Source organism: Actinomadura kijaniata NBRC 14229 (assembly GCF_001552175.1).
Classification (GTDB): Bacteria; Actinomycetota; Actinomycetes; order Streptosporangiales; family Streptosporangiaceae; genus Spirillospora; species Spirillospora kijaniata.
Genome location: NZ_BCQR01000071.1, coordinates 28,772 through 54,134, shown reverse-complemented (window position 1 = coordinate 54,134; position 25,363 = coordinate 28,772). Strand labels below are relative to the sequence as shown.

The following is a 25,363-nucleotide window of genomic DNA, read 5'->3' as shown; positions in this document are numbered from 1 at the left end:
CCCGCGCCGTCGCCGAACAGGGGATAGGTCCTGCGGTCGCCCGGGTTCAGGATGCGGGAGTAGGTGTCGGTGCCAACGACCAGGACGTACTGGCGGCGCTCGTCGGCGCGCAGGAACCCGCGGGCCGTCTCGATCGCGACGAGCCATCCGGCGCAGGCCGCGTTGATGTCGAAGGCGAACGCGCTGCGCGCTCCGACCGCCTCCTGCACGCAGGCCGCGACGCCGGGGATCGGGGTCTCGGGCGTGGAGGTCGCCAGGACGACCGCGTCGACGTCCTCGGGCGCGACGCCCGCCTGGCCGAGGGCCCGCGCCGCAGCCCGGGCCGCCAGCTGGGTGCCGGTCTCCCCGGTCCCGGCGAAGCGGCGCTCCAGCACGCCGACGCGCTCGACGATCCACCGGTGTTCCACGCCGAGCGTCGCGGCGACCTCCCGGCTGTCCACCCGCCGCTCGGGCAGGCACGATCCGGTTCCGACCACTCCGATATCGGTCGATGTCAGTCTGGTCATGGGCTTTCCCCTGTCTGCTTGGCCTGGACCGAGCTCCGGGCGGTGCCGGCGGCCTCGGGCGGGAACGTGTCGGTACGCCGCCCGGGCGGGGGCCGAACCGGCGGGTCAGCGGGAACAGCGGGTGGAAGAACGCCTCGCCGCCCAGCGACCAGCCCACGGGGCCGGCACTGTGGACGGGTGCGCCCCGGCGTGATCAGCACCCCGAACTCGGCGACCAGACGCGGGCTCGTCCAGGCCGGCGGCCGGTCGTGGGTCATGGCCGTGGTCATGCAGTGCCCCCGATCGGCTGGGGCGTCGCCGGGACGGCCGGGGCCGCCGCGGGGTGGCGGAGTTGGCTAAGACCGGACCGCCGCACCAGGTCGGCCGACAGCTCCCGCGACCGTTCGACCACCTCCGGCACCGGGACGCCGGTCACCTCGCCGTCGGCGACCGACCGGCGTCCTGCCACCCACACGTCCCTGACCTCGCGCGGGCCCGCGCAGTAGACGACCGATTGGAACGGGTCGTGCACGTTCGCCAGCGCGGGGGAGTCCCCGTCGAAGACCACCAGGTCGGCGGACTTGCCCGGTTCCAGCGAGCCCAGTTGGTCGCCCAGTCCAAGCGCACGGGCCCCTCCCAGGGTCGCCATGCGCAGGGCGTCGCGCGCCGAGAGGGCGGCGGTGCTCAGGTGGTGGACCCGCTGGAGCAGGACTGCGCTCTTGATCGCCTCCAGCATGTCCTGCCGGTCGTTGCTGGCCGCGCCGTCCACGCCCAGCCCGACCTCGACGCCGGCGCGCCGCAGGTCCTTCACCGGGCACACGCCTGAGGCGAGGATCATGTTGGCGACCGGGTTGTGCGCGACCGCGACCCCGTGCCCGGCGAGCAGCGCGATGTCGCGCTCGTCGCTCCACACGCAGTGCGCGGCCAGGGTCGGTGCCTCGAACAGGCCGTGCCGCGCGCAGTACTCCACCGGGCTCACGCCGTGCTCGGCGCGTGTCGCGCGCACCTCGTCCCGGGTCTCGTGCAGGTGGACGTGCACGCCGTGGCCGCCGTCGACGGCCAGTTGGACGGTGCGCGCGAACAGCTCGGGCGACTGCGCCGCCACAACGGTGATTCCCACCCGGAAGCGGCTGAGCCGGCTGGCCTCGGCCGCCCGCCGCAGCGCCGCGTGTTCGCGCAGGACGCCGGCGACGGTCACGCCCGGCCGCCGGTCGCCCGCGCCGAACGCCACCACGCCGCGCAGGCCCAGTTCATCCAGCGCCCGCACGACCCCCGGGGTCACCGGCGGCCCGTCGGCCGCCGGGTCGCACACGAACATGTCGCCGGTGAGCGTCACCCCGGTGCGCAGCAGCTGCACGCCCGCCAGCAGCGTCCCGACGTAGGCCGCCTCCGGACCGAGGTGCGGCGCGACCGGGGCGATGAGCTCGCGGATCCAGTCCCCGAGCGCGTACTCCTCGCCGATCCCGGCGATGAGCGCCTCGGAGAAGTGACCGTGCGTGTTGACGAAGCCGGGCGTCACGATGTCGTGCGGCCCGCCCGACACCCGGTCGGCCGGGTACCGCGCGGCCAGCTCGGCATAGGGGCCGACGTCGGCGATGCGCTCGCCGACGATCCGCACGGCCCCGTCGGCCAGGACCTCCGGGGAGGCCGAGGTGAGCACGTGGCGGCCGCGGACCAGGGTGCCGGAGGCGGCGGTCACGGCGCCGCCCTCTCGGCGGCCGCTCCGGCGGCCAGGGCCGCCGGGGGGAACTCCGCGTCGAACAGCCCGGTCTCCAGGCCCTCCAGGTGGGCCAGGACGTCGGCGGTGTCGGTGACGTCGGCGTACTTCATGTGCAGGTCGAGCAGGGTCGCCTTGTGGGCCAGGCGGGATCGGTCGAACACGGCCTCGTGCGGGAGGGTGACCCGCAGGTCGTGGGAGATGCCGTCGACGGCGGTGGCCCGGACGCAGCCGCTGGTCGTCGTCCCGGTCAGGATGAGCGAGTCGGCGCGCAGCATCGTCAGGTGGCTGATCAGCGGGGTGCCGAAGAACGCCGACGGTTTGCGCTTCTCCAGCAGGATGTCGCCCTCGCGCGGAGCCACCTGGGCCACGATCTCGTTGCCCAGGTGGCCCCGCACATCCACGGTGTCGTCGCTGCGGTGGCTCTTGAGCGTCCACACGCCCAGGTCGAAGCCGTCGGCCCGGCGCGGGTTGGTGGTGTAGACGACCGGCAGCCGCTTGCGCCGCGCCACCTTCAGGATCCGCGTGATCGCCGGGATCCCGGTGGTCCAGGCGACCTCGCCGCACGAGTAGCGCCAGCGGCGGATCGAGTCCAGGATCGGCTCGGGTCGGTCGCCGCAGAAGTTGTAGTTGACGTCGATCACCATGATCACCGGTCGTCGGCCGAACCCGGCGCGCCGCCCCCAGCCCGCGGCCTCGAACACCGCCCGGTCGACGTCGTCGAGCACGTCGTCCCAGATCGCGCCGCTCATCGGGCCCCCTCGCCGCCGGGCTGCCGGACGGTGGTGTGCACGGTGGTGTGCGCGGTGGTCTCGGCGCAGAACCCGGGACGCTCGAAGACCGGCGGCGACCAGCGGCCCGAGCGGGCGACGCGCGGCGGCTCGGCGGCGTCGTGGCCGGTGCGCGTGCCGTGCAGCCGCCGGGGCAGGTACCCGCCGCGCGGGTCGCCGACCGGGCGCATGCCGGGCGAGTCGTCGGCCCACTCGGCGGTGACCTCGCCGCGCAGGATGGTCTTGATCGGCCAGCCGGTGAAGGTGTGCCCCTCCATGATCGACCAGCCGGAGCGGGTGTTGAGGTGCTCCTTGCCGACCGTCACCTCGCGGCCCGCGTCGACGATCACCATGTCCGCGTCGAAGCCCGGCAGCAGTGAGCCCTTGCGGCCCCACAGCCCGCTGGTCTTGGCGGGGTTCTCACAGCTCACCTGCACGAGCCGTTCCATGCTGATGCGGCCCTTGTTGACCCCTTCCGATAGCAGGACGGGAAGGAACAGCTCGACCCGGCTGAAGCCGGTGCGGCAGTCCCAGATGTTGGCGTTGTACATCTCCTCGTAGGAGGAGGGCTCCCAGCCGACGACGTGGTCGGAGCCGACGACGTCGACGATCCCGTCGGCGAGCGCGGCCCACAGCGCCTCGACGTTCTCGCGGCGGCGCAGCGGGACGTTGATGCGCCAGCCGCGGCCGTCCTCGGGCTGCGCCCACAGCCACGCCGGCCCCGTCTGCGCGTACAGGTCCACACCCTCGGCGCGCGCCTTGAGGACCTCCTGGAAGCTCAGCGCGGTCGTGCAGTGTTGGAGGTACAGCGGCACCCGGCCGGGCGTCTGCTTGGCGAGGTAGGCGTAGGCGGCGATGTGCTGGGCCTCCAAGAAGTCCGGCGAGCGGTCGGTCCAAGCGCCGAAGTCGGTGCGCCCGGCGGCCCGCAGCCGGTCCTCGAAGATCCGGCCGATCTCCCAGTTCTCCGGGTGGATGTGCACCATGCCCGGGTAGCCGAGGTGGGCGGTCTGCTCCATGGCCAGGTAGACGGTGCCGTCGTCGATGCCGGTGCCGAGACCGGCCCGGCGCGAGGGCCAGTTGCTGTCGTCGTCGTCCGCCATGCCCTTGAGGCTGCGCGTCTGCAGGTACAGCTTGAACGAGGTGACGCCGTGCTCCTCGGCGTACTCGGGGATCTGGCGGGCCTGCTGGTCGGTCTCCAGCATGTAGGTCAGGTAGGCGTCGACCTGCGAGTAGGTCTCGATGACCTTGTGCGCGGCCGGGAACGACTCGTGGAACGACACCACATCGGCCCGGCGCACCACCTCGTGGAACGGCTCGGTGCCCATCCGGGTCACCGGGGCCTGGATGCCCCAGGTGGTGACCCCGGCGCAGGCTGCGGCCCGCGACTCGGTGCGGATGTCGTCCTTGAACGGGACGTAGCAGCCGGGGTGGGCCTCGGAGTCGACGATCCCGGGCAGCACGTAGTGGCCCCGCGCGTCGATCCGCCGGCGCGCCGGGGGCATCAGCTCCTCGGGTGCCAGCGCCGCCACCTTGCCGTCCTTGACACCGATCGCCAGCCGGTGCCGCCCGTCTCCAAGGACCACCGTCCCGTTGGCGACGATCAGGTCGAGGGTTTCGCTCGTCACCGCGCATCATCCCTTTCGACTTTCGCCGTACGTGGCGAACCAAAAACCATCCGAACATGCGGACCGAGTCTCACACCGCGAATTGGAGAGGGCAACAGAAAGGTATTCCAGGGGCCGTCAATCGTCCCGCCGGCGAGACACTGCAAGGCCATCACCTGCTAGAACGTTGACATTGAGAAGGTTGACGGCACGTGCCACCGGTCCACCATCGGCATTACCGGGCTTTTATTGCCGCGCCCAAGGCATCGGAATACATTGCGTTGGACCCTGTAATTCCAGGGAAACTTCCCGGCACTGGAGGGTGTATGAGGCTAGGAATTCTCGGCTGGGAGCCAGGTGAGGCCGAGTCCGTCGGGATCGCCGAGCTCGGCCGTACCCGGGGCCACGAGGTCACCGTCTTTGACATCGCCGACGTCGGCTGCGCGGCGACCCGGTACGGCACGGTCCCGACCGTCGCCGAACGGGACGCCGCCGACTTCGACGTGATCTTGTCCCGGGCGCACGTGGGCCACGACGGCTGGCGGGACACCGTGGAGCGGCTGCACCTGCTGTCCGGGATCCCTCGCGTGCTGATGCTGGATCCGGTCGAGGTGCATGTCAGGACCGCCAGCAAGTTCGCGATGCTGCACCAGCTCACGCTGAACGGGATCAACGTCCCGCCGACGCGCTCGGTCCGCAGCCTGCCGGAGGTGGAGGAGGCAAGCCGCGCGTGGGGGCCGATCGTCCTCAAGCCGTCGGTCGGGTTCCGGGGCATCGACGTGGAACGGTTCCTCGGCGGGATCACCGGCGGGGAACGGGACCGGGCCGCGGCCATGCTCGACCGGTACGGCGTGCTGATCTGCCAGCCCTACTACCCGCACGAGGGCGACCACCGCGTCCTGGTCATCGGGGACGAGCCGTCGATCTGCACGCGGTTCCATACCGGGGAAGAAGCGTGGAAGCCGTTCCCCGGCGACGGGCTTCCGGCCGGCGCGGCCTGGGAGGTGGACATCGAGATCGTCACCCCCTCGCCCGAGATGGCCGACATCGGGATCCGCGCGACCAAGGCGATGGGGCTGAGCTACGCCGGGGTGGACATCGTGGAGACCGATGAGGGCCCCGTCGTCATGGAGGTCAACGTCGTCCCCGGCTGGGGCGCGCTCCCGCCCGACGTGCAGAAGATCCCCAACCGCGCCGTGCTGGACCTTGTCGAGCGCCGGTACGCCGAGTCCCAGGAGGCGACATGAACCAGGTCACCGTACGCCACAACTTCGAGACCGCCCATCGGCTTCCCCACCTGGGCGGAAAGTGCCAGAACCTGCACGGCCACTCCTGGTGGGTGGAGGTCACCGTCGCCGGGGACCTGAACGACCAGGGGATCGTCGTCGACTTCGGCGCGCTCAAGCGCCACCTGCGCGAGTGGATCGACACCCATCTCGACCACGGGGCGATGCTCGGCGACCTGGACCCGCTCGTCCCGGCGCTGGAGAAGGACGGCGGCAAGCTGTTCCGGTTCGGGGTGGCCGAGCCCTCCAAGGGGCTGGACTGGCCGACGGTCGAGAACGTCGCCGAGCTGCTCGCGCGGGTGACCGACGACTGCATCGATGCGGCCGGGTGGCGGGGGGTCGCGGTGACGCGGGTCCGGGTCACCGAGACGCACGTCAACGCCGCCGAGGTGGTCCGATGACCACGCCGAGCCCACCCTCGACCGCGTCGCCGACCCCCTCGGCGGCCACCTGGCTGCCGCTGGCCGAGACGTTCGGCCCCACCCTCCAGGGCGAGGGGCCGGCCGCCGGGCGCACCGCCTGGTTCGTCCGGCTGGGCGGCTGCAACCTGTCGTGCTCCTGGTGCGACTCGGCCTACACCTGGGACTCCTCCCGCTACACCCTGCGCGAGGAGATCCGGCACACCCCGGCCGGCGAGATCGCCGCGAGCGTCCCCGACGGCGCGCTGGTGATCCTGACCGGGGGAGAGCCACTGCTCCAGCAGGAGACCGAGGGGTGGCGCGAACTGCTCACCCTGCTGCGGGCGCGCGGCTGCTTCCTGCACGTGGAGACCAACGGGACGATCGCGCCCACCGCGACGACCCGCGAGCTCGTCGAGACCTTCGTGGTCTCGCCCAAGCTGCCCAACGCCGGCCGGCACCGCGGGCACCAGAACCCGGCGCTGCACCGGGGCTGGGCCGCGGCCGCGCGGGCGGGGCAGGCGCACCTGAAGATCGTGTGCGCGACCGCCGCCGACGTCGAGGCCGCCCGGGCGCTCGCCGCGGCCCACCACTGGCCCGCGGGCCAGGTGTGGGTCATGCCCCTGGGCGTCACCACGGCCGAACTCGACGAGCGCTGGCGCGTCGTCGCCGAGGCCGCCGCACGGCACGGCATCAACGCCACCCACCGGCTCCACGTGCTCGCGTGGGGCGACGAGAGAGGGCACTGACCGATGATCAACCTGGACAAGGCCGAGAACGCCGTCGCGGACCTGCTGCTCGCGCTCGGCGTGGACGAGGGCGAGCACACCCGCGAGACTCCGCGACGCGTCGCCAAGGCGTGGGCCGAGACCCTTGCCGGATACAACGACGACCCCGCCCGGCACCTGGATCGGCGGTTCAGCACCACCCACGACCCCGGCCTGATCATCGTGGCGGGGATCCGGCTGAACTCGACCTGCGCCCACCACCTGCTGCCGGTCACCGGCACCGCCACCGTCGCCTACCGGCCGCGCCCCGGCGACCAGATCGTCGGACTGTCGAAGCTGGCCCGGGTCGTGCACGGGTACGCTCGGCGGCTCCAGGTGCAGGAACGCATCGGGCACCAGGTTGCCAACGCCGTGCAGGAGGCGCTGAACCCCGTCGGCGCGGCCTGCGTGATCACCGCCGAGCACGGCTGCATGACGGTCCGCGGCGTCGGCGAGCCGGCGACGGTGACCACGACCCACGCCAGTACCGGCGAGTGGGGACCGGGCCACCCCGACCTGCAGGCGGTCCTGACCGACCACGCCGCGAGCCTGCGCTGAGCGACCCGGAGGGGGACCAATGACGGTACCCGCCCTGGGCGTGAGCGCCACCGCCCTGGTAATCGCGGCCGCGCGCCGCCGAGAGCGCCCGGCCCGACCGGCTGTTCCACGATCCGCTGGCGGCCCGCTTCGTGGCCACCGCCGCCGAGCACGGCCAGCAGCCCGCCATCGTGACCATCCGGCATCCGATGGAGCACTACTTCGCGATCCGGACCCGGCTGTTCGACGACCAACTGCTGCGGGCCTGCGCGGCCGGCCGCGACCAGGTGGTCCTGCTCGGCGCCGGACTCGACACCCGCGCCTTCCGGCTGGACTGGCCGGACGGGGTGCGGCTGTTCGAGGTCGACCTGCACGGCGTGCTCGACTTCAAGGAGTCCGTGGTCGCCGCGGCCGGGGCGCGGACCCGGTGCCGGCGGAGCGTGCTGCGGTCGGGCCTGGCCGACCTGGACCGGACGCGCCTGGACGACGGTCCGCCGCGCGGCTGGATCTTCAGCGCTGTTCGCTGACGCCGCCGGGGGTGTCCCGCCGGCGGGACACCCCCGACCGCAAAACGGTTGCGCCCCGAGCACGGGCCGTTCCTACATTGAACGCTTACCGGCAGCGATCAGCGACCAGCGACCACGGAAGCGACCATGTTCTGGACCGTTCGACAGCGAGCTAGCCGCGCTGGGCTGGTCAGCTAGCACGGTCGCCCCCTTCCGTCGCACCCGGCCCGGCGAGAACCGTGAACCATACCGTCCCCCGAACGCCATCCAGGTCGCAGCCCTGACCGGGACCGGGCCCGCGCCCGCGCGGCCCCTGGCCTCCGCCTGACTGGAGGGCCGCCGCCGGGCCGCGCCGTTCCGCGCGCGTCCCGGCGGCGGCGCCGTGAACGCCGTTTCCTTGAATGCCCCATAACGATCGGCGACGCTGTTTCAGTACGCATTTAAGGGCGGCGCGCCATTGCGGTGCGGAACGCCGAGAGAAATGGGAAATTGGCATGTGTGGAATCGCTGGATGGGTCTCCTACGGCCGCGATCTGACCACCGCCCGCGAGACGGTCGACGCGATGACCGGGACCATGGCGGCCCGGGGCCCCGACGACGAGGGCGTCTGGGTGGGACGGCACGCCGCGCTGGGAAACCGCAGGTTGTCCGTGATAGACCTGGCCGACGGGCGGCAGCCGATGACGGCCCAGACCAACACTGGAACGGTGGTCCTGGTCCACACCGGAGAGGTCTACAATTTTCGCGAGTTGCGCGCGGAACTGCGTTCCCGCGGCCACCACTTCCGGACCGACTCCGATACCGAGGTGGTGCTGCGCGGTTACCTGGAATGGGGCGAGAGCGTCGCCGAGCGCCTCAACGGAATGTTCGCCTTCGCCGTCTGGGACGAACGCGACGCGAAACTCGTCCTGGTCCGCGATCGGCTGGGGATCAAGCCGCTGTTCTACCACCCCACCGACGACGGCGTGCTGTTCGGGTCCGAGCAGAAAGCGATCCTGGCCAACCCCCTCGCCGAACCGGTGGTGGGCCTCGGCGGGCTGCGCGAGCTGTTCGCGTTCGTGAAGACGCCGGGCCACGCGATCTGGGAGGGCATGCGCGAGGTGCTGCCCGGGTCGGTGACCACGGTCACGCGCGAGGGAGTCCGCACCCGCGTCTACTGGACGCTGCGCGCCCTGGAGCACACCGACGATCTCGACACCACCGTGGCGCGGGTCCGCGAGCTGCTGGACGACACCGTGGACCGGCAGCTCATCGCGGACGTGCCGCGCTGCACGCTGCTGTCGGGCGGGCTCGACTCCTCGGTGCTGACCGCGCTGGCGGCGCGGCGCCTGGAACGCGACGGCGTGCGGCTGCGCAGCTACTCGGTCGACTTTCGCGGCTACACCGAGAACTTCGTCAGCGACGGCATCCGCATGTCCCCGGACGCGCCGTACGTGCGCGACCTGGTCGCCCACGCCGGGACCGACCACCGCGACCTCGTCCTGAACGCCGACGCGCTGGCCGACCCCGAGGTCCGCGGCGCAGTAGTGGCCGCCTACGACATCCCGCCCGGCGTCGGCGACATGAACGCCTCGCTGTATCTGTTGTCCAGGGAGGTGCGCCGGAACTCGACGGTGGCCCTGTCGGGGGAGTGTGCCGACGAGGTCTTCGGCGGCTACAAGTGGTACCACGAGTCCGAGGCGGTGGAGGCCGACCTGTTCCCGTGGCTGGTGCAGGGGCCGGGCGACCAGACCGTGGACCCGTTCGAGAAGGTCTTCACCCCGGAGGCGGAGAAGGCGCTCGACCTGGCCGCGTTCGCGCGCGAGGAGTACCGCGCCGCCGCCGCGCGGATCGAGCTGCTGCCTGGCGAGAGTGACCACGACCGCATGATGCGCAAGGTGTCGTACCTGCACCTCACCCGCTTCATGCAGCTGTTGCTGGACCGCAAGGACCGGATGAGCATGGCGGCCGGCCTGGAGGTGCGGGTGCCGTACTGCGACCACCGGCTGGTCGAGTACGTGTACAACGTGCCCTGGCGGATGAAGGTCTTCGACGGGCGGGAGAAGAGCCTGCTGCGCGCCGCCGCGCGGGACGTGCTGCCCCGGTCGGTCGTCGAACGGGTCAAGTCCCCCTACCCCTCCACCCAGGACCCCGGCTACGCCGACGCGCTGCGCCGCCAGGCCCGCGCGCTGCTCGCCGACCACGCGCATCCGGTGTTCGAGCTGCTCGACCGGCAGCAGCTGGCCGCCGAGGCCGCGCGGACCGGCGCCGCGACCACCCAGGGCAGCCGGAGCCTGCTGGAGCGGGCCCTGGACTTGGCGGCCTGGTTCGACCGCTACTCCCCGACGGTGCGGCTCTCCTAGACCGCCGCCCGCCACTCGCACGGGACTCGTACAGGACTCGCACAGGAAAGGACGGTGCATCGGCGTGCGACCTGATCCGGTATGGAACGACACTCGCCTGCCCTACCCGGCGGGTCAGAGCGTGCACGGCGTCGTGAGCCGGGTCGCGGCGGAGCGGCCCGATGCCGTCGCGCTGATCGACGGAGCCGAGCGGACCACCTACCGGGAGCTCGAACGTGCCTCCGACGCGTACGGGTACCTGCTCCGCGGCGCGGGCGTGCGCCCCGGGGACGTGGTCCCGGTGCTGCTGCCTCGCAGCACCGAGCTGGTCGTCGTCATCCTGGGGCTGCTCAAGGCCGGGGCGGCGTATGCGGTGCTGGATGAGCGCTGGTCGGACGCCCGCCTCGGCGAGGTCGTCGCGGAGCTGGGCGCCGGGCTGCTGGTGGGCGGCGACCGGCCCGCCGGGGTGCCGGTGCAGCGGTGGACGCCGCCGGGTGTCCACGCCGCAGGCAGGCCGGACGGGTTCGTGCCCGCCGAGGTGGCGGGCGGGGACCCGTGCTGCGTGTTCGTCACCTCCGGCACCACCGGGCGGCCCAAGGCCGTGCTGTCCCCGCACCGGGCGACCGTTCGGCTGTTCCGGCCGGGGGCGTCGTTCGCGCTGTTCGATGAGCGGACCGTCAAGCCGCTCGCGGCGCCCCCTCCCTGGGACGGCTTCACCCTCGAACTGTGGTCGGTCCTGCTGAACGGCGGCACGTCGGTGGTCGTGCGCGAGCCCTACCTGACGCCGGAGGTGCTGCGTTGGGGCGTGCGCGAGCACGGGGTCAACACGGTGTTCCTGAGCAGCGGGCTGTTCAACCTGTTCGTCGATGAGGATTTGGGGGCGTTCGAGGGCGTCCGCCAGGTCATGAGCGGCGGCGAGCGGCTGTCGGTCCCCCACGTCCGGGAGTTCCTGGGCCGGTATCCCGACGTGCCTCTGGTCAACGGCTACGGCCCGGTGGAGAGCACGGTTGTGGTGACCGCGCACCGGATCGTCCCGGCCGACTGCGAACGGCCGGACGGCGTCCCGATCGGGCGCCCGGTACCCGACACGGCCGTCCACGTCCTCGACGAGACCCGGCCGTGCGCGGTGGGGGAGCGCGGCGAGCTGTGCGTCTCCGGCGACGGGCTGGCGCTCGGCTACCTGGGGTCCCCCGGACTGACGGCGGAGAGGTTCCCCGTGGTGGAGATCGACGGCGAACCGACGCGGATCTACCGCACCGGCGACCTCGCGCGGTGGGATGAGGACGGTGTGCTGCACTACCTGGGGCGGATCGACCGCCAGGTGAAGATCCGCGGGCACCGCGTCGAGCCCGCCGAGGTGGAACGCCAGATCGAGCAGATCCTCGGCGTGCGGCGCTGCGTCGCGCTCCCCCGGCGCGGCCCGCACGACGCGGTCGGGGGGCTGGTGGCGTTCTGCGTCCCGGCGACCCCCGGCGACCGCCTGCCAGGCGCGCTCGGGACGCTGCGTGAGGTCCTGGTCCACTACCACCTGCCCGACGCCGTGGTCAGCGTCGACGCGATCCCGCTGACCGCCCGGGGCAAGGTCGACGAGACGGCTCTGCTGGCCCTGCTCGACACCGCCACCCTCGACACCGTCACCCCCGGCCTCGCGCCTGCGGGCCCCGGGCGGTCCGCTGGCCCGGACGACCCGCTCACCGCCCTGGTGGCCCGCGTCTACGCCGAGGTCCTGGGCCGCCCGGCGGTTCCGGCGGGCGTGGCCTTCGACGAACTCGGCGGGTCCTCACTGGACGCCGGGCGGGTCTGCGCCCGGCTGACCACGGAACTGCGCCGGCCCGTGCCGGTCGCGCGCCTGCTCGACCTGCGCACCGCGCAGGCGCTGGCCTGCTGGCTGCGCGAGCAGCCCGCCGCGCCGCTGCCGGAAGGAGAGGCGGATGGGGCGGTGCCGCTCACCCCCGTGCAGGCGAACTTCCTCGCCCGGCATCTGCGGGACCCGGACGACCGGACGGCGCACTGCGTGGGCGTCTGGCTGGCGGACGGCCCTGTGGACGCCGAGGCGCTGGCCGGGGCGGCCGCCGAGACCCACCGCCAGCACGAGGCGCTGCGCGCCGAGTACCGCGGCGGTGACGTCCCGGTGGCCCGCGCGGGCGGCGTCCCCGCCCCGCGACCGGTGATCCTTCCCGAGGCGGCGACGGAGGCGGCGGCCGTCGAGGCCGTCCGGGCCGCGCTGGAGGGGCCGCTGGACGTCACGCGGGGACGGGTCTGGCGGCTGGCGCTGGCCCCGGTGTGCGGCGGGGGCGCCGCGATCGGCTACGTCGTCCACCACATCGCCTTTGACGGCTGGTCTGAGGCCGTGCTCGCGCGGGACCTCTCCCGCGCCTATGCGTCCATCGTCCGAGGCGGCGGCGGACGGGAGCGCCCCCCGGCCGCGGCCCTGGCGCGGGCCCGCGCGCTTTGGGACGCGCAGCGCGCCGACGCGGCGGAGATGGCCGCGCTGCTGGCGGGCCGGGTCGCGGAGCTGCGCGGCACTCCCGAGCTGCCACTCCCCGCCGGGCCCGCCGCCGGGCGGGACCTGCCCCCGGACCGCGTGGAGCACACGTTGCCCGCCGAGGCGGCCGCGGCGGTCCCGAAGGCGGCCGCGGCCGAGGGCTGCTCGGAGTTCACCGTGCTGCTGGCCGGCTACGCGCGGGCCCTGTCCGCCACCACCGGGCAGAACGATCTCGCCGTGGTCGTCCCGGTGGCGCAGCGGCTGGACCGAGAGATGGAACGGGCGGTCGGGTGCCATGTGAACATGGTCTGCGTCCGGTTCCGGAACGCTGCGCGGGTCACGGTCGCCAAAGCGGTGCCGCTCGTCCGCGCGGCCCTGGCGGCCCAGTACGTCGAGTTCGGCGAGCTGATCGGCGAGCTGCGGGCCGCGATGCCCGGCCGCCCGCCGCACGCCCCGGTCTTTCAGACGAACTTCGCCTACCAGAACGTCGCGCCCGCCGCCCTGGACCTGCCGGGGGTGCGCACCCGCCTGTTCCGGCCGCCCTACCAAGGCCTGTCCACGCCCCTTCAGACCGAGGTGTGGCCCGACGCCGACGGCGGGCTACGGCTTGTGGTGAACTTCCTGCCGGGCACCGTGGACGGCGGGTACGCCGCGCGCCTGGCGGACGCCCTCGCTGGCGAACTGGCGAGCGCCGCCACCTGGTAAGCCTGACACCTGGTGAGCCCCGCGCGTGGTCCGGTCCCGCATCCAGGGACTCGCGACTGTGGGCGCGAACGCGCTGGTTGAGTACAGCGGCCCGCACACCTCGCTCGGGCCGGACTGCGTGCTGCGCGGCTCGCTGGTCGGCCGATCCGCGGTGGTTTGGCCCGGCCCTTTCCGGCTCGGCGGAGCACCGCCTGATCCTCAGCCACCGCTGCGTCGTCACCTGGGGTCAGACCGCCGGCTGGGCCGCCACGGGGACGGCGGCCCGTCCCTGCCCCCGCTTCCTAGGAACGCGCAGCAATGATCTTCCGCGCTCGGTTGCTCCCATGCGTCGACCGGCTGCTGCCGGAGCGGCTCGCCCGATCCGCTGGGACCACGGACGCCGGCTGCCGGATGCGCACCGCCGACTTCGCCGCCTGGCTCGCCCGACGCGCCCGCGCCCACGCCTTCCATCTCTGTTCCATCCCCTTCGCCGAGCTCGGCGGATGATCCCTCGACTCGGCGACCGGCACTCTTGGACACCGCAGCGGCCGGTTCTCCACGGTGGAGGAGTCGCACATCGACGACGAGGACGAGCGCGTCCTCCACTTCCTGACGCAGGCGAGGGTGAAACCGGGCGAACCGGGCCTGGTCCAGCTCTCGTCGACGGTCCAGCCAGCTCTCGTCGACGTTCCAGACTGTCCGAGCAACTGTATCGGGATGGGGCACGGCGCTCGCCGAGGTGCTCCAGTTCGAGCACGGAGCATGGTCCCACCGCAAGCCGAACTGGAACATCGTCGTCGAGACAGCCGACGACACCCGCCGGCCGACGATCTCCGCTGGCTCACCCTGGGCCAGCTCGGCGTCCTGCTACGCCGCGACCTTGGGGTGAGCATGGACACCCAATCCGTCCTGGTCTGCGAGCCGGGCGCCGCGCCGTGCCCCGACGTCGTCCTGCGGTCCTGGCTCACCTGGGAACGCGTCGGCCGCGCTGCGCGGCGAGCTGGTCGCGTTGAATGACGTCGCGGGCCAGCAGCTCGGCGAGACCGCGATTGAGCACGTGTCGGGCCGGGGGCTTCCCGGTGGGGTGCGGGCGGGCAGCTGGGAGGTGCCCGCCTGAACGTAGCGGCTCGTCGAGCCGCTTGGGACCGGGCCGTGGCCTTGGTGTTCCGGCGGACCGCAGAGTGGAGTACCTGCTCGTTGGCTCCGAGCCGAGGGCGGCCTGCCCGAGGCCGTCGAGCTGGCCTCGACTGTCCAATACACGCCCGAGGACAAACTCCGCCGGCGCCGTCGGAGCGGCCGCCGTTCCTGGATGCGGTGCTGGCCGCCTCGCCGGGCAGCGTCCAGTACTCAGCGCTGCACTCGAAGGAGGGCGGTCGGGTCCGCGACGCCGGGACCCCCCGTGGATTGTGCTCAGGCGCAGCGACACGCCGCACAGCATGCCTTCACCGCTCGCCTCCAGGATCCGCTTGGCGGTCGGCTTCCGCCGCGCCAGGGGCCACGGGCTCGCCGGACTCGCCGCCGTCGAGCCGCCCCGAACGCGACGGGCCCCGCTGCATCGCCGTGCCCGCAAACAGGACAGCCAGCGGGTGCCCCTCCGGTCCGCACCTGGCGTAGTCCGGAAGCAGCCCGCGTCGGGGGATCTCGGTCAGCAGCGGCGCCGTCCGGTCCCGGTCGGACAGGTGGGGAGGGACACATCGCCGAGGGGCAGCGCCAGCTGGGAGCAGAGCGGCGAGACGGCCAGCTCGTTCTCGGGCACGTAGCCGACTGACATCAGGTAGTTCAAGGCGGTTTTGTTCCCGGTACCACGAACGTGTGGCCGAACGTCGGCGACCCGACCCGCAATTCGATGACGAAATCGCGCACCCTGCCTGCAGGCGGTACACGTACTTGGCCATGCCCGGCGGGGTGCGAGTGAAGTGGACCCTGCGGACCGTTTTATTTCCGAGCAAGCCGTGACTGACCTGGGTCACGGGGAGCCGGACCCGCCGGTTCACTCCGTGATTACCCTGCTCTCGCAGGGGAGGGAAGCAACTTCGTGCGTCGTGGTGGACGCCGGGGCCGAGCTCCAGGAGGATTCCGCCGACAGGGCACACGTCTTCATCCTCATTCCAAGGGAGGCGGGGTCAGGCGGGGATCGCGCCGTCGGCGGAGCACGCCTCGTCCAGGACGGACTGCATCCACTCGTCGAGCTGGCGACCCGCGCGGGTTGCTTGCTGCTGCCAGAGCCGCCGCCGGTCCGAGTCGATCCTTATGACGACGACGGTCTCCTCGCGGCCTTCTGCGTCGGGCAGTGCCCCTCTGCTGGCCTTCAGGTACTGCCGGAGGGTGGCCTTGGACCAGCCGAAGCGCTCGGCCCGTTCCAGCCAGGCGTCCTGCTCCTGCTCCGGCAGCGCCGCGACCTCCAGGTGGTGCTGCACGCTGAGGCCACCGTGGCGTCGTTCTGGCGGGAACTTGCGGGCGACCCAGGCGTAGTTGCGCAGTGTCTGGTGGTCGAGCCCGGTCTTCTCGATCGCCCGCTTGTAGCGGTCGGGATAGCGGTTCTGCCCGTAGACGAGCCAGTCGCCCAGCCACCACGTCGAGGCGTCGGAGAGAGCGTGGATCTGCTCGCCGATGCTCCGCCACTCGTCAATGGGCATGCCCGGCGGAAGCGAGAGGCTTGTCCGGGTCGTGGCGGCCTTGCGGTCGAGGGGACGTACCCGTCTCGGTCGTACTGATGTAACCATGAGGCACCTCACTGCTGGGAGCTCTGGTGATCATGCGATGTCCGCGGCATCGATCACGAGCCAAGGCTCACGGAGATCTACACCGGAACTCCGGTACATTTGCGGCATTTCGCTCGAATTTGATTCGGGTGGCGGCCGCAGTGGGCGTCCCTGTGGCTGAACGTTGCACGGTGTCCACAGGCACCTTTCCTCTGAACGGCCGCTAGTCACAGAGTGCATTGAGCCGGACGCGAAGAGGAACCTTCGGCAGGATGAACCACCTTCGTCCTGCCAGGCGGTCCCGGATCATCCCTATGCAGGAGTCGGAATGGCGGGCGTGAAGTAGGCATGGGGGCCGTGCGGCACGGCTAGCGCAGGTCAGGGCCGCCTCGTGAGACCAGTCCCTAAAACGCTCTATGGAACGAAAGTTGTATCGGGCGGTTCCGCGCGACCGGAGACGAAGCGGCTTTCACGATCGGCCGTTGCGCTAGCCGGGCCGGGCACGACTGGGTGCTGCCGTCGGCGCCCGAGGCGAGGGCGGGCTGTGGATCGGCCACCGCATTATTAGGAGGCCAGTGGGCCGTCGGCGACTCAACGACCCCGCCCATGCTCGGAATGATTCACCTTCGCTCCCCATGCCTCCTGTCACACGTTCACGCGAACGCGAATTGGCGGCCGGATGCGGCTTGGCAGGAGGATCTGTTCTGCCAAGCCACCCCAGCCGCGCCGCGTTAGGCTCCGCCCATGGCCTCCTCCCCCTCCGGTGGCCCCGCCCCCTCTGCGGTGGACGCCGTTGCCGCCGTCTCGGCCGTCTCCGCCACAGCGCCGTCCGCCCCGGGCGACGTAACGGCCGGCGCGAACGCCACGTTCGACACCGTCGGCGTCGGCGCGCCGGGCAAGGCGTCCGGCACCGGGCCAGGAGTGGACGCGGGGGCGGGCGGCAGCGGCCCAGGGGCGCCGCGCGCCTCGGCCCACAGCGCGCGCAGCTCGGCCACCAGCGGCCGCAGCGCCCGCACCAGCTCGGTGGCGGCCGGCGGGATGCGCGCGGCGGCGTACAGCAACATCGGCACCACCGCCAGCACGCCCAGCAGCACCGTTACATCCTGGGGGGTCATCGCTCCTCCAACACCTCGTTCGCTCCGGCCCAGGCGGCCGGACCCCCGCACCCGACCACGCCTGCGGCCCGCCCGTCCCGGCCTCCACCAGCGATCACGGCGGCGACCTGCGCAAACGTGCGATGCGACGCGCAGCGACTCGCAGCGAGACGCATTTCGGCGGCCGCGCGGCCCGGCCCGCCGAGCGACCGCCGGGACGATCGGCGGAGTGACCGCCCCGGCAGCTGGCGGGGCGGCCGAGGGGGCGGCTGAGGGGGTGCTCTGGTGACCGCGGGCGGCCCCACCGGCGCGGCCGACCCGGCGCGCGGCCCGCTGGCGGCGCGGTTCACCGCGCTGCTGGAGCTGTGCGGGGTGGGTCAGGACCGCCTCGCCGCCAAGGCGGGCGTCAAACCCACCACCCTCAGCGGCTGGAAACGCGGCAGACGACCGCGCACCGAAGCGGAACTGCTGGCGGTGGTGCAGGTCGCGCTGGCCGACATCCAGGCGCGCTGCCGCACCGGCGCCCTCACCCTGACCGACGAGCAGCGGGAGCTGCTGCGCCTGGGCCGCTGGCGCGAGTGGTACCGGCAGGCTCGCGCCGCTGGCGGCGACGAAGAGCTCTCGGTGGCGCCGCCGTGCCGCTGGTGGCCCACGGTCGCCACCGCCGATCCGGTGCAGCTGGGCGTGCACCAGGCCCTGCCGTCCGACGTCGTCAGCCCCCTCGCAGCTCCCGCTGCACTACCCGCGTATCTGGCCCGGCCACACGATGGACAGTTGCGCGACCTATTGGGCCGGGCCGCGCGCGGGGAGCCGGGGCCGCGGCTGGTGGTGCTGACCGGTGAGTCCACTGTCGGCAAGACCCGCGCGCTGTGGGAGGCCATCCACACAGTGCTGCCGACCTGGCGGTTGTGGGCCCCGGCCGACGACACCGAACTCATCGAGACGCTGGGCAGCCCGGCGCTGCAGGCAGCGCCGTCATCTGCCCCCGCGGGCGGGATCGTGCTGTGGCTCAACGAGCTGCAACGACACCTGGACGGGGCGCGCAGCGCCGAAGCCGCCCGGCTGCTGCACCGTGCGCTGGCCGACCCCGGCGACCGGCCCCCGCTGGTGGCGGTCGGCGCGCTGTGGGAACGCCCCTACTGGGCCCAACTGACCGCACAAGGGCAGGTTCCCGACAGCCACGCCGCCGCTCGCGAGTTGCTGACCGGTCCCTGCGCCTGCCGACTGGCGGTGCCCACCACCCTGGACGACGACCAGCAACGGCACCTGACCGCCAGCAGCGATCCGCGGCTGCGGCAAGCGGCGGCCGCCGGGGCCACCGACGGCCAAGTCATCCAGCACCTGACCGGCGGCCCCGAATTGCTGGCTGCCTACCGCAGCGGCACCTTCTTCACTCCGGTGGAGACCGCACTGATCGACGCTGCCGTCGACGCCCGTCGGCTGGGCCACCGACAGCCGATTCCGGCGGCGTTTCTGCGCGCCGCGGCCGACGGGGCGCTGGCGCCGCACCAACGCTCCGACGATTCTGGTGCGCTGGAGGCCGCGCTGGCGGCGTTGGTTAGCGGTGTGCGTCCGGACGGCACCCGCACCGACATCCGTCACACCCTCACCGCGCTGACCCCGTGGCGACAGGCCAGCGGGGGACCCACCTGTTACGAGCCCCACGATTATCTGAGCCAGCACCTGGGACGAGCGCGCGCCACCGTTGTCCCCGGTTCGGAATTTTGGGCGGCCGCCGCGCATACCGAGCCCGAGGCATGCACCGCGCTGGCCACCGCCGCCCACAACCGAGGGCTGTATCGGCACGCCGCCTGGCTGCACAAGCACGCCGCCCGCCACGGCCATGCTGACGCCGCTCGTTCCCTGCTGCACCACCAGCCCGACAACGCCGACTTCACCGAGCGCGCCGCACGCTGGGCCGCCGCCCATACCGACCTGACTGACCCGCAGGCGGTGGGCTTCTTGCTGGGCGATCTGCACGGGCTGTGGCGCTCCCCTCAGCCCGGCACCGAAGAGCCAATGGCCATGCTGCTGGCTCGCGCCCCCGCTGCCGATAGCGAGCTGACCGATCCACGAGCGGTAGCGACTTTGCTGAGGCTCCTGCACCAGGTAGGAGCCATGGACCAGGTGGCGGCTCTGCTGGCCCGCAACCCCGTGGCCCACACCGATCCCAGCGACCCGCAGGCGGTAGGCGACCTGCTGCTGGTCCTACACGAAGTGAACGCCGCTGACCAGGTGACCGCACTGATCCAGCGTGCCCGCGCCTCCGCCACGCCTGCCAACCCGTACGCACTGGCCGCTCTGTTGGACGTCTTGTGCCAGGCGAAGGATCGAGGTCACCGGTGGGCCCAGGCCCAGATGGGGGCGTTGTTGGCCGAGGACCCCGCCGCCCGTGTAGCCCTGACCGACCCGCATGAGGTGCTCTACCTGCTCCTGGTGCTGCATCGAGCGGGTGCCGCCGACCAGGTGACCACGCTGGCCCAGCGCCTCATTGTCCGTGCCACATCCACCGCCCCGCTGGTCGTAGACCAGCTGCTGCGGACTTTGCACCAGGTGGAAGCGATCAAACAGGTACCCACGCTGGCCCGACACGCCGTCCTGAACACCGACCCTGCCGACGCGCTCGCTGTAGCCAACACTGCGCAGACGCTCAACAAAGTGGGCGCCATCGAGGAGGCCAGGGTGTTGCTGGCGCATGCCTCCGTCACCCAGGTCGATCTCACTGATCCGTGGGCGGTGGCTAGGTTGCTGGGGGTCTTGCACGAGCTAGGAGCTCACGACCAAGTGCAGGCGTTGCTGGACCGCGACCCTGCCGCCCAGATCGATCTCACCCCATCGTGGGCGGTGGCCAGGTTGCTGGGGGTCTTGCACGAGCTAGGGATTCACGACCAGGTACAGGCGTTGCTGGACCGCGACCCCGCCGCCCAGACCCATTTTGTGGCCGCGTCCGAGGCGCGTCGTCTTGTGCGGGTCTTGTCCTGGCTGAATGCTCAGGACCAGGTGGCCACGGTGATCGAACGCGTCGCCCGCTGCATCGATCTCACCGACCGGCGAGAGGTGGCCAAGCTGTTGGACACCTTGCGCACAGCGGGAGCAGACGAACAAGCCGCCCGCTTGTTGGAGCAGTTGCCCGCCCTGGGCCTATTCACTCGCTACCTGGGAGAGACCGGCCAACACGCGCGCTTTCGCTATGGCCGCGAGCCCAATGGAGCCCCGGCCGCGCCCTGGGGGTGGGACGATCTCGATTAGCGTCCGTGGTGTCTCAAGCTCTACTTCAGGGACCCTGGCATGACCGCCCCCGACCAATCCCAGCAGCCGAAGTTGGCCGAGCAGGTAGATGCGCTGCTGGAGAGGGTGTGGCAGCGGTGCGGCTGAGGCGGCGCAAGCGGCCTGGCGGGTGTTCGAGGCCGAGCTGATACGCCAGCAACCCGCCCTCACCGACCTCTGGCGTCCCGAGATGCCCCTGCGGCCGCCGCGCATTCACCCGCCGACATAGACCGTGCTGCCCTGGCGCAGTGCCCGCCGCGCGGCCGGAAGTCGCGGCGCGTCCTCGTCTGACAGCAGCTTCTCGGCCTTGTCCCATGGGACGAACTGCACGTCGATGATCTCGTCGGGGCTGACCACCTGGGGGGCGCTGTGCACGATGGATGCGTGGAAGGTCCAGTTGATCATCGGCGCGGGTCGGTCGTCGCGGGCGGGCATCCAGTACACCACCAGCAGCCGGTCTGGCACATCGATGGGCAGCCCGGCCTCCTCGCCGAGCTCGCGGCCGGCGGCGCGCTGCGGTGGCTCGTTGTGCTCGACCAGCCCGCCGGGCAACTGCCAGTAGGGGCGGTAGCAGGGTTTGACCAGCAGCACCGCACCTTCGTCAGGGGGCCCTGGTGGACCAGGCAGGCCGCCGACATGAACACGTGCGGGGCGCGGGCCCACCACACCGCAGGTTCGACCCACTCGGCCACCGCCTCCCCCTCACCCATCGAGTCGGAGTGGGGGAGACGGTAGCCGCCGCCGGGTCCGCGCGTCCTCTCTTCGGTAGAGGATCTGCTGAGCTGGCCATTTAACGTCTGACCTGAATCTATGCCGCCTAAAACAAGCCAGGTCTCGCCCCAACGGGAGTCGAACTTTCTGTTGGCCTGAGCCGCCCTCGTTCGGCTCGGCGCCTGGAAGTTTCGGGATCGACCTGTCCTGAGGCGGTCATCGCAGCTGTTGGCCCGTTCGCTGGAGCGCACAGGTCTGCGCGGGTAGACAGCCGCGTTCAGCAGCGCAGCCCGGGTCTGGGAAGACCCGGGCTGCATTTCCTCACCCTGGCTTTCGCCTGACCGTAACCGGTCAACCTTGACTAGACGGGTTGATCAAGTGAGGACCAAGGTCAAGATTTGGGGCTGGTTGATCACCTCCAGGCGAAAGGCAGGACTTCTTGCCACCCCCCGAACGCACCAGCCGAGCGGCGGTGACCATCCTGACCGCGATCACCTGCCTGCTGGGCACGGCCGTCCCCGTCTCCGCAGCCCCCGACCTGTCACCGGCCAGCACACCTGTTGGCAAGCCGGCCAGACAGCAGCACGCGGCCTCCGAACTGGCCTGGGCCGCCAAGTACGCCCCCGGCTCGATCGCCTGGGCGATCACCAAGGCCAAGCAGACCCGTAAAAAGGTCACCGTCCCCGACCAGACCACCGAGACCGCCCTCACCATCGCCAACCCTGATGGCACCCTGACCACCGAGTTGACCTCCGGGCCCGAACGGACCTGGAAGAACGGCCGCTGGCAGCCGGTGGACGTCACCCTGACCCAAGGCAAAGACGGCTCGGTCGCCGCCCGCAACCACCCCAACGGACTGCGGCTGTCGGGCAAGACCGGCCAGCTCCCGGGCTCACTGCGGGCCGCCCAATCCGCCCCCGCCACCGACCTGGCGACGTTGGGACAGGGCAGCAAGCAGATCACGCTCCAATGGCGCGGCGGGCTGCCCCAGCCTCGATTGAGCGGTACCCGCGCTACCTATCCCAACGCGGTGCCGGGTGCCGATGTGATCGTGGAGGCGACCCGCACCGGGTTCGAGCAGTTCGTTCGGCTCAACACCCGGCCTGGCGGCACCTACTCCTACACCCTGCCGGTACGCGCTCCCGGGCTGAAGGCCGCCCAGCGCGCCGACGGTTCGGTCGCCTTCACCGACGCCACAGGGACTGTGCGGGCCGAGATGCCCACCCCGCGGATGTGGGACGCCAAGATCGACCCGGCCTCGGGCATGCCCGCCACCATCACCACGGTCGACCTGAAGGTGGCCGACAAGGGCAACGGCGACATCGACCTGACCGTCATCCCCGACCCCAAATGGCTGGCCGACCCGGCCCGCCGGTACCCGGTCACGGTGGACCCTTCCACCTCCAACCTGTCGAACCTGGGCGACATCTCGGTCCAGCGCGGCTATGCGCGCGCCTGGTCCGATGTGGACCTGGCGTTCGGCAACCACGGCTCCAAGGACGCCAACGACCAGGATCGGATCGCCCGCTCCTACATCAAGTGGAACACCAAGCCGATCGCCGACAAGCTGATCACCAAGGCCACCCTGTCGCTGTACAACATCTACTCGGGCAACACCGACTGCAAGCCCTACCAGTGGAGCGTCTGGGACACCGCCATCGCCGACGGCACCATGACGTGGGACAACCACGAGACCAAGGCGCCCTGGAACCAGCAGTACGCCACCTCCACCCAGACCGCCGGCAACCAGACCACCTGCACCCAACCCGACGCCTGGATCAACGCCGACGTCACCAACCTGGTGCAGACCTGGGCCTCGCGCAAGACCGACATCAACTCCCTGGGCCTGCGCGCCAGCGAGACCAACGCACTGGCGTGGAAGCGGGTGAACTCGGCCAACGCCGCCACCAACCAGCCCAAGCTGACCGTCACCCACAACTGGCGGCCCGACGAGGGCGGCAACGACCTCAAGGCCGGACCGCCCTGGCGAGCCGAGGGCGGGATCTGGCAGGTCTACACCCCTGAGGCGGTGCTGCGCGACACCTTCACCGACCGCGACGGCGACAAAGTACGCGGCTCGTTCCAGGTGTACGACACCGCCACCAACAAGCCCGTCGCCGCGCCCCAGCCCGACGGGGTGTTCCTGTCGGCGTTCGTTGACCCCGGCAAACCGGCCGAGGTGAAGATTCCCGCCGGGACCCTACAGGACGGCAAGACCTACAAATTCCGCACCAGCGCCTACGATGGCGCCCACTACTCCACCACCTGGTCAGCGTGGCAGCAGTTCGTCGTCACGGTGCCCGAACCACTGCCCACCGGGCTGCCGGCCGGGCTGAAGCAACTGCTCACTGACTACCAAAACGGCACCCTCGGCCACGACACGTTCGCCGAGTACGGGTATGAGAAGCTCGGCGCCGACATCAAGGACGTGGAGCTTCCCACCAAGTACCGCGACACTGCCACCCTCTCCGAACAGCAGTTGTCTATGCTCACCGGAATGCTGACGGCCGCGCTGGCCAAACTGCCAAAGGAGAAGGTCCAGGCACTGGACCAAGCGGCCAGCACACCTCCGGCGGGGCAGACGAGAGCGCCAAAGCGTACGGCACAGGATCCCTGGGCCGGCTGCGGAACACTAGCAGCATGGTATATGGGCAAGATCTACCGATGCGGTTTCAGCGGCCAGCATTTCGAGGTCTTCTGGAACATCGAAGGCGACCGCGCCATCGATGATCTCGCCGATGCCGACAAAAATCTCTACCCGGACAAGATCGAGAGAATCATGGATTCTCTCGAACACGCCAGGAACTACTACATCACGCAGATGGGGTACGCACTTCCCGACAAGACCAAGGTGTACGTCGGGCATCCCTTCGTAAGCACAGAGGGGGGGTTCGCCGAACCGTTTACGAGCATCATCGGGTTCGGCACCCAAAAACTTTTCCTTGGAGAAAAGGCCGGACCTTTCTATCTGCTGCGGCATGAGCTTTTCCACGCAGCGCAGTTCCAGTATATTTCGGGGCGATCTTGGATGCTGAACAACGTCAACACTCAATGGTGGATGGAGGCCACCGCCGAATGGGCATCACAGTTCACCCTGCGAGCAGATCCGAAGTCCAGTACCACCGTGGACCGATACTCCTATGCCCGTCACATCGACGAGTTCCTGGGCCGCCCCAACGACTACCTGGACCAGTGGGACGGGTTCGGAGAACCCCGGCAATACGGCGCATTCCTGTTCCCCGAGTACCTGTCCGAACGGTTCGGCACCGTAGTGATCCGCCACATATGGGAAGGCCTCGATCGCACCTTGAGCGGTCAACCCCGCTCCGCAATCGAGGACAGACTCGGCGGCCTTGGCACCAGCTGGGAGAAGGAACTGAAGACCTTCGCCACCGCCAACCAGATTCTGTGCAAGCCATCGGCCGACCAGGATCCCAACGACGGATGGCGCTACCAAAATCCCGATATCCCACAGTGGTGCGCCAGCTATCTGGCCAACGCTGCAAGAACAAAGGACAACGTCTCCGGCCTCCACCGTCCCTATCGCAGCACCATCACCCTCGACAACAGCGGATACGCCAGCGGCCAGGTCGGGGTGAACGGAGGCGGTACCTACTACATCGACCTGGTGGCGCCACAAGGTATGCCGTCCCGTGACTTCCAGGTCGACCTCAACGTTCAACAGTGGCCTGGAGACATCGTGGCCACCCTGGTCACCTGGAAGAAGATCGGCAAGCGGTGCGGCCCCGACCAGCCATGGGTCAAGCCCAACCGGGTCGGTTTGTTCGATGTGAAACTCGGTGGCGAGTGCACCATGGCCACCCTGGTGATCACCAACATCAACCCACGGTCCGTTGGCATCGTCGACTGGCTGACCGTGTTCAAGGCCAACCGCTAGCACTAACATCTGACCCAAGGACAAACATGGACGGCTCCCAGCAGGCATGAACCCGCTGGGGGCCGTCCCATCATCGGGAACGGTCTCGTGCGTCAAAAATGGCAAAATCTCGGATGCATACTTGTGGCCCT

General features: G+C 70.9%; 16 protein-coding genes and 1 pseudogene. 9 read left to right on the top strand and 8 right to left on the bottom strand.

The genetic code is table 11. The annotated features are described in order from the left end of the window. The 4 genes from AKI01S_RS22760 to AKI01S_RS22745 form a co-directional block, all read right to left on the bottom strand. Positions 1–506: 3-oxoacyl-ACP synthase III family protein (locus tag AKI01S_RS22760; protein ID WP_369688734.1), on the bottom strand; the 506-nt coding region annotated here is incomplete at its 3' end. A 265-nt stretch (positions 507–771) separates the two neighbouring features. After that, the gene (locus AKI01S_RS22755) at positions 772–2,184 is read right to left on the bottom strand and encodes an amidohydrolase family protein (RefSeq protein ID WP_067821475.1); all 1,413 of its coding nucleotides are present in this window, start codon (positions 2,182–2,184) and stop codon (positions 772–774) included. Further along, positions 2,181–2,954 carry an isochorismatase family protein gene (locus AKI01S_RS22750; RefSeq protein WP_067821472.1) on the bottom strand — a complete coding sequence of 258 codons (774 nt, stop codon included), beginning with the start codon at positions 2,952–2,954 and terminating at the stop codon, positions 2,181–2,183. Before AKI01S_RS22750 ends, AKI01S_RS22755 begins: the two co-directional genes overlap by 4 nt. Next, a complete protein-coding gene (locus AKI01S_RS22745; protein ID WP_067821469.1) occupies positions 2,951–4,597 on the bottom strand; it encodes a dihydroorotase in 1,647 nt (548 codons plus the stop codon). The genes AKI01S_RS22750 and AKI01S_RS22745 overlap by 4 nt, the downstream gene beginning before the upstream one ends. A 305-nt stretch (positions 4,598–4,902) precedes the next feature. On the opposite strand from AKI01S_RS22745, the gene AKI01S_RS22740 reads away from it, so the two are divergent. The 7 genes and pseudogenes from AKI01S_RS22740 to AKI01S_RS22710 all read left to right on the top strand — a co-directional run bounded on the left by AKI01S_RS22740 (position 4,903) and on the right by AKI01S_RS22710 (position 13,581). Next, positions 4,903–5,823 (top strand): ATP-grasp domain-containing protein, encoded by a 921-nt coding sequence (locus AKI01S_RS22740; RefSeq protein WP_067821466.1) that lies wholly within the window; start codon positions 4,903–4,905, stop codon positions 5,821–5,823. Then, positions 5,820–6,263, top strand: a complete 444-nt coding sequence (locus tag AKI01S_RS22735) for a 6-pyruvoyl trahydropterin synthase family protein (RefSeq protein ID WP_067821463.1) — start codon at positions 5,820–5,822, stop codon at positions 6,261–6,263. The genes AKI01S_RS22740 and AKI01S_RS22735 overlap by 4 nt, the downstream gene beginning before the upstream one ends. Continuing rightward, entirely contained in the window at positions 6,260–7,009 is a 750-nt protein-coding gene (locus AKI01S_RS22730; protein WP_067821460.1) for a 7-carboxy-7-deazaguanine synthase QueE, read from the top strand. Before AKI01S_RS22735 ends, AKI01S_RS22730 begins: the two co-directional genes overlap by 4 nt. Before the next feature lie 3 nt (positions 7,010–7,012). Next, positions 7,013–7,585: a GTP cyclohydrolase I gene (gene folE / locus AKI01S_RS22725; RefSeq protein ID WP_067821457.1), complete on the top strand. Its 573-nt coding sequence runs from the start codon at positions 7,013–7,015 to the stop codon at positions 7,583–7,585. A gap of 83 nt (positions 7,586–7,668) precedes the next feature. Next, a pseudogene (locus AKI01S_RS22720) lies at positions 7,669–8,091 on the top strand (SAM-dependent methyltransferase); the annotation flags it as partial. 473 nt (positions 8,092–8,564) lie between these two features. Then, positions 8,565–10,412 carry an asparagine synthase (glutamine-hydrolyzing) gene (asnB, locus tag AKI01S_RS22715; RefSeq protein ID WP_067821451.1) on the top strand — a complete coding sequence of 616 codons (1,848 nt, stop codon included), beginning with the start codon at positions 8,565–8,567 and terminating at the stop codon, positions 10,410–10,412. Positions 10,413–10,476: 64 nt separating this feature from the next. Then, entirely contained in the window at positions 10,477–13,581 is a 3,105-nt protein-coding gene (locus AKI01S_RS22710; protein WP_084000080.1) for a non-ribosomal peptide synthetase, read from the top strand. Between the two features lie 1,624 nt (positions 13,582–15,205). Here the strand turns inward: AKI01S_RS22710 and AKI01S_RS54320 are convergent. The 3 genes from AKI01S_RS54320 to AKI01S_RS22695 form a co-directional block, all read right to left on the bottom strand. After that, positions 15,206–15,331, bottom strand: a complete 126-nt coding sequence (locus AKI01S_RS54320) for a hypothetical protein (protein WP_281186135.1) — start codon at positions 15,329–15,331, stop codon at positions 15,206–15,208. Positions 15,332–15,683: 352 nt separating this feature from the next. Beyond that, on the bottom strand, positions 15,684–16,196 hold the full coding sequence (locus tag AKI01S_RS22700) for an LmbU family transcriptional regulator (RefSeq protein WP_245681732.1): 513 nt from the start codon (positions 16,194–16,196) through the stop codon (positions 15,684–15,686). A 797-nt stretch (positions 16,197–16,993) separates the two neighbouring features. Beyond that, positions 16,994–17,377 (bottom strand): hypothetical protein, encoded by a 384-nt coding sequence (locus AKI01S_RS22695; protein WP_067821441.1) that lies wholly within the window; start codon positions 17,375–17,377, stop codon positions 16,994–16,996. Between the two features lie 264 nt (positions 17,378–17,641). On the opposite strand from AKI01S_RS22695, the gene AKI01S_RS22690 reads away from it, so the two are divergent. Then, a complete protein-coding gene (locus tag AKI01S_RS22690; RefSeq protein WP_067821437.1) occupies positions 17,642–20,605 on the top strand; it encodes a helix-turn-helix domain-containing protein in 2,964 nt (987 codons plus the stop codon). 231 nt (positions 20,606–20,836) lie between these two features. On the opposite strand, the gene AKI01S_RS22685 is transcribed toward AKI01S_RS22690, so the two are convergent. Further along, positions 20,837–21,214 (bottom strand): NUDIX domain-containing protein, encoded by a 378-nt coding sequence (locus AKI01S_RS22685; RefSeq protein WP_067821434.1) that lies wholly within the window; start codon positions 21,212–21,214, stop codon positions 20,837–20,839. Between the two features lie 592 nt (positions 21,215–21,806). Between AKI01S_RS22685 and AKI01S_RS22680 the strand changes: the two genes are divergently transcribed. After that, complete coding sequence (locus AKI01S_RS22680; protein WP_067821432.1) at positions 21,807–25,232, top strand: DNRLRE domain-containing protein; 3,426 nt, start codon at positions 21,807–21,809, stop codon at positions 25,230–25,232. The last annotated feature ends 131 nt before the right edge of the window (positions 25,233–25,363 follow it).

Excerpts from the sequence above, each read along its gene's own strand:
- asnB (WP_067821451.1), top strand. The coding sequence starts at position 8,565 with ATGTGTGGAATCGCTGGATGGGTCTCCTACGGCCGCGATCTGACCACC.
- AKI01S_RS22750 (WP_067821472.1), bottom strand. The coding sequence starts at position 2,954 with ATGAGCGGCGCGATCTGGGACGACGTGCTCGACGACGTCGACCGGGCG.
- AKI01S_RS22735 (WP_067821463.1), top strand. The coding sequence starts at position 5,820 with ATGAACCAGGTCACCGTACGCCACAACTTCGAGACCGCCCATCGGCTT.
- AKI01S_RS22700 (WP_245681732.1), bottom strand. The coding sequence starts at position 16,196 with ATGCCCATTGACGAGTGGCGGAGCATCGGCGAGCAGATCCACGCTCTC.
- AKI01S_RS22740 (WP_067821466.1), top strand. The coding sequence starts at position 4,903 with ATGAGGCTAGGAATTCTCGGCTGGGAGCCAGGTGAGGCCGAGTCCGTC.
- folE (WP_067821457.1), top strand. The coding sequence starts at position 7,013 with ATGATCAACCTGGACAAGGCCGAGAACGCCGTCGCGGACCTGCTGCTC.
- AKI01S_RS22695 (WP_067821441.1), bottom strand. The coding sequence starts at position 17,377 with ATGACCCCCCAGGATGTAACGGTGCTGCTGGGCGTGCTGGCGGTGGTG.
- AKI01S_RS22730 (WP_067821460.1), top strand. The coding sequence starts at position 6,260 with ATGACCACGCCGAGCCCACCCTCGACCGCGTCGCCGACCCCCTCGGCG.
- AKI01S_RS54320 (WP_281186135.1), bottom strand. The coding sequence starts at position 15,331 with ATGTCAGTCGGCTACGTGCCCGAGAACGAGCTGGCCGTCTCGCCGCTC.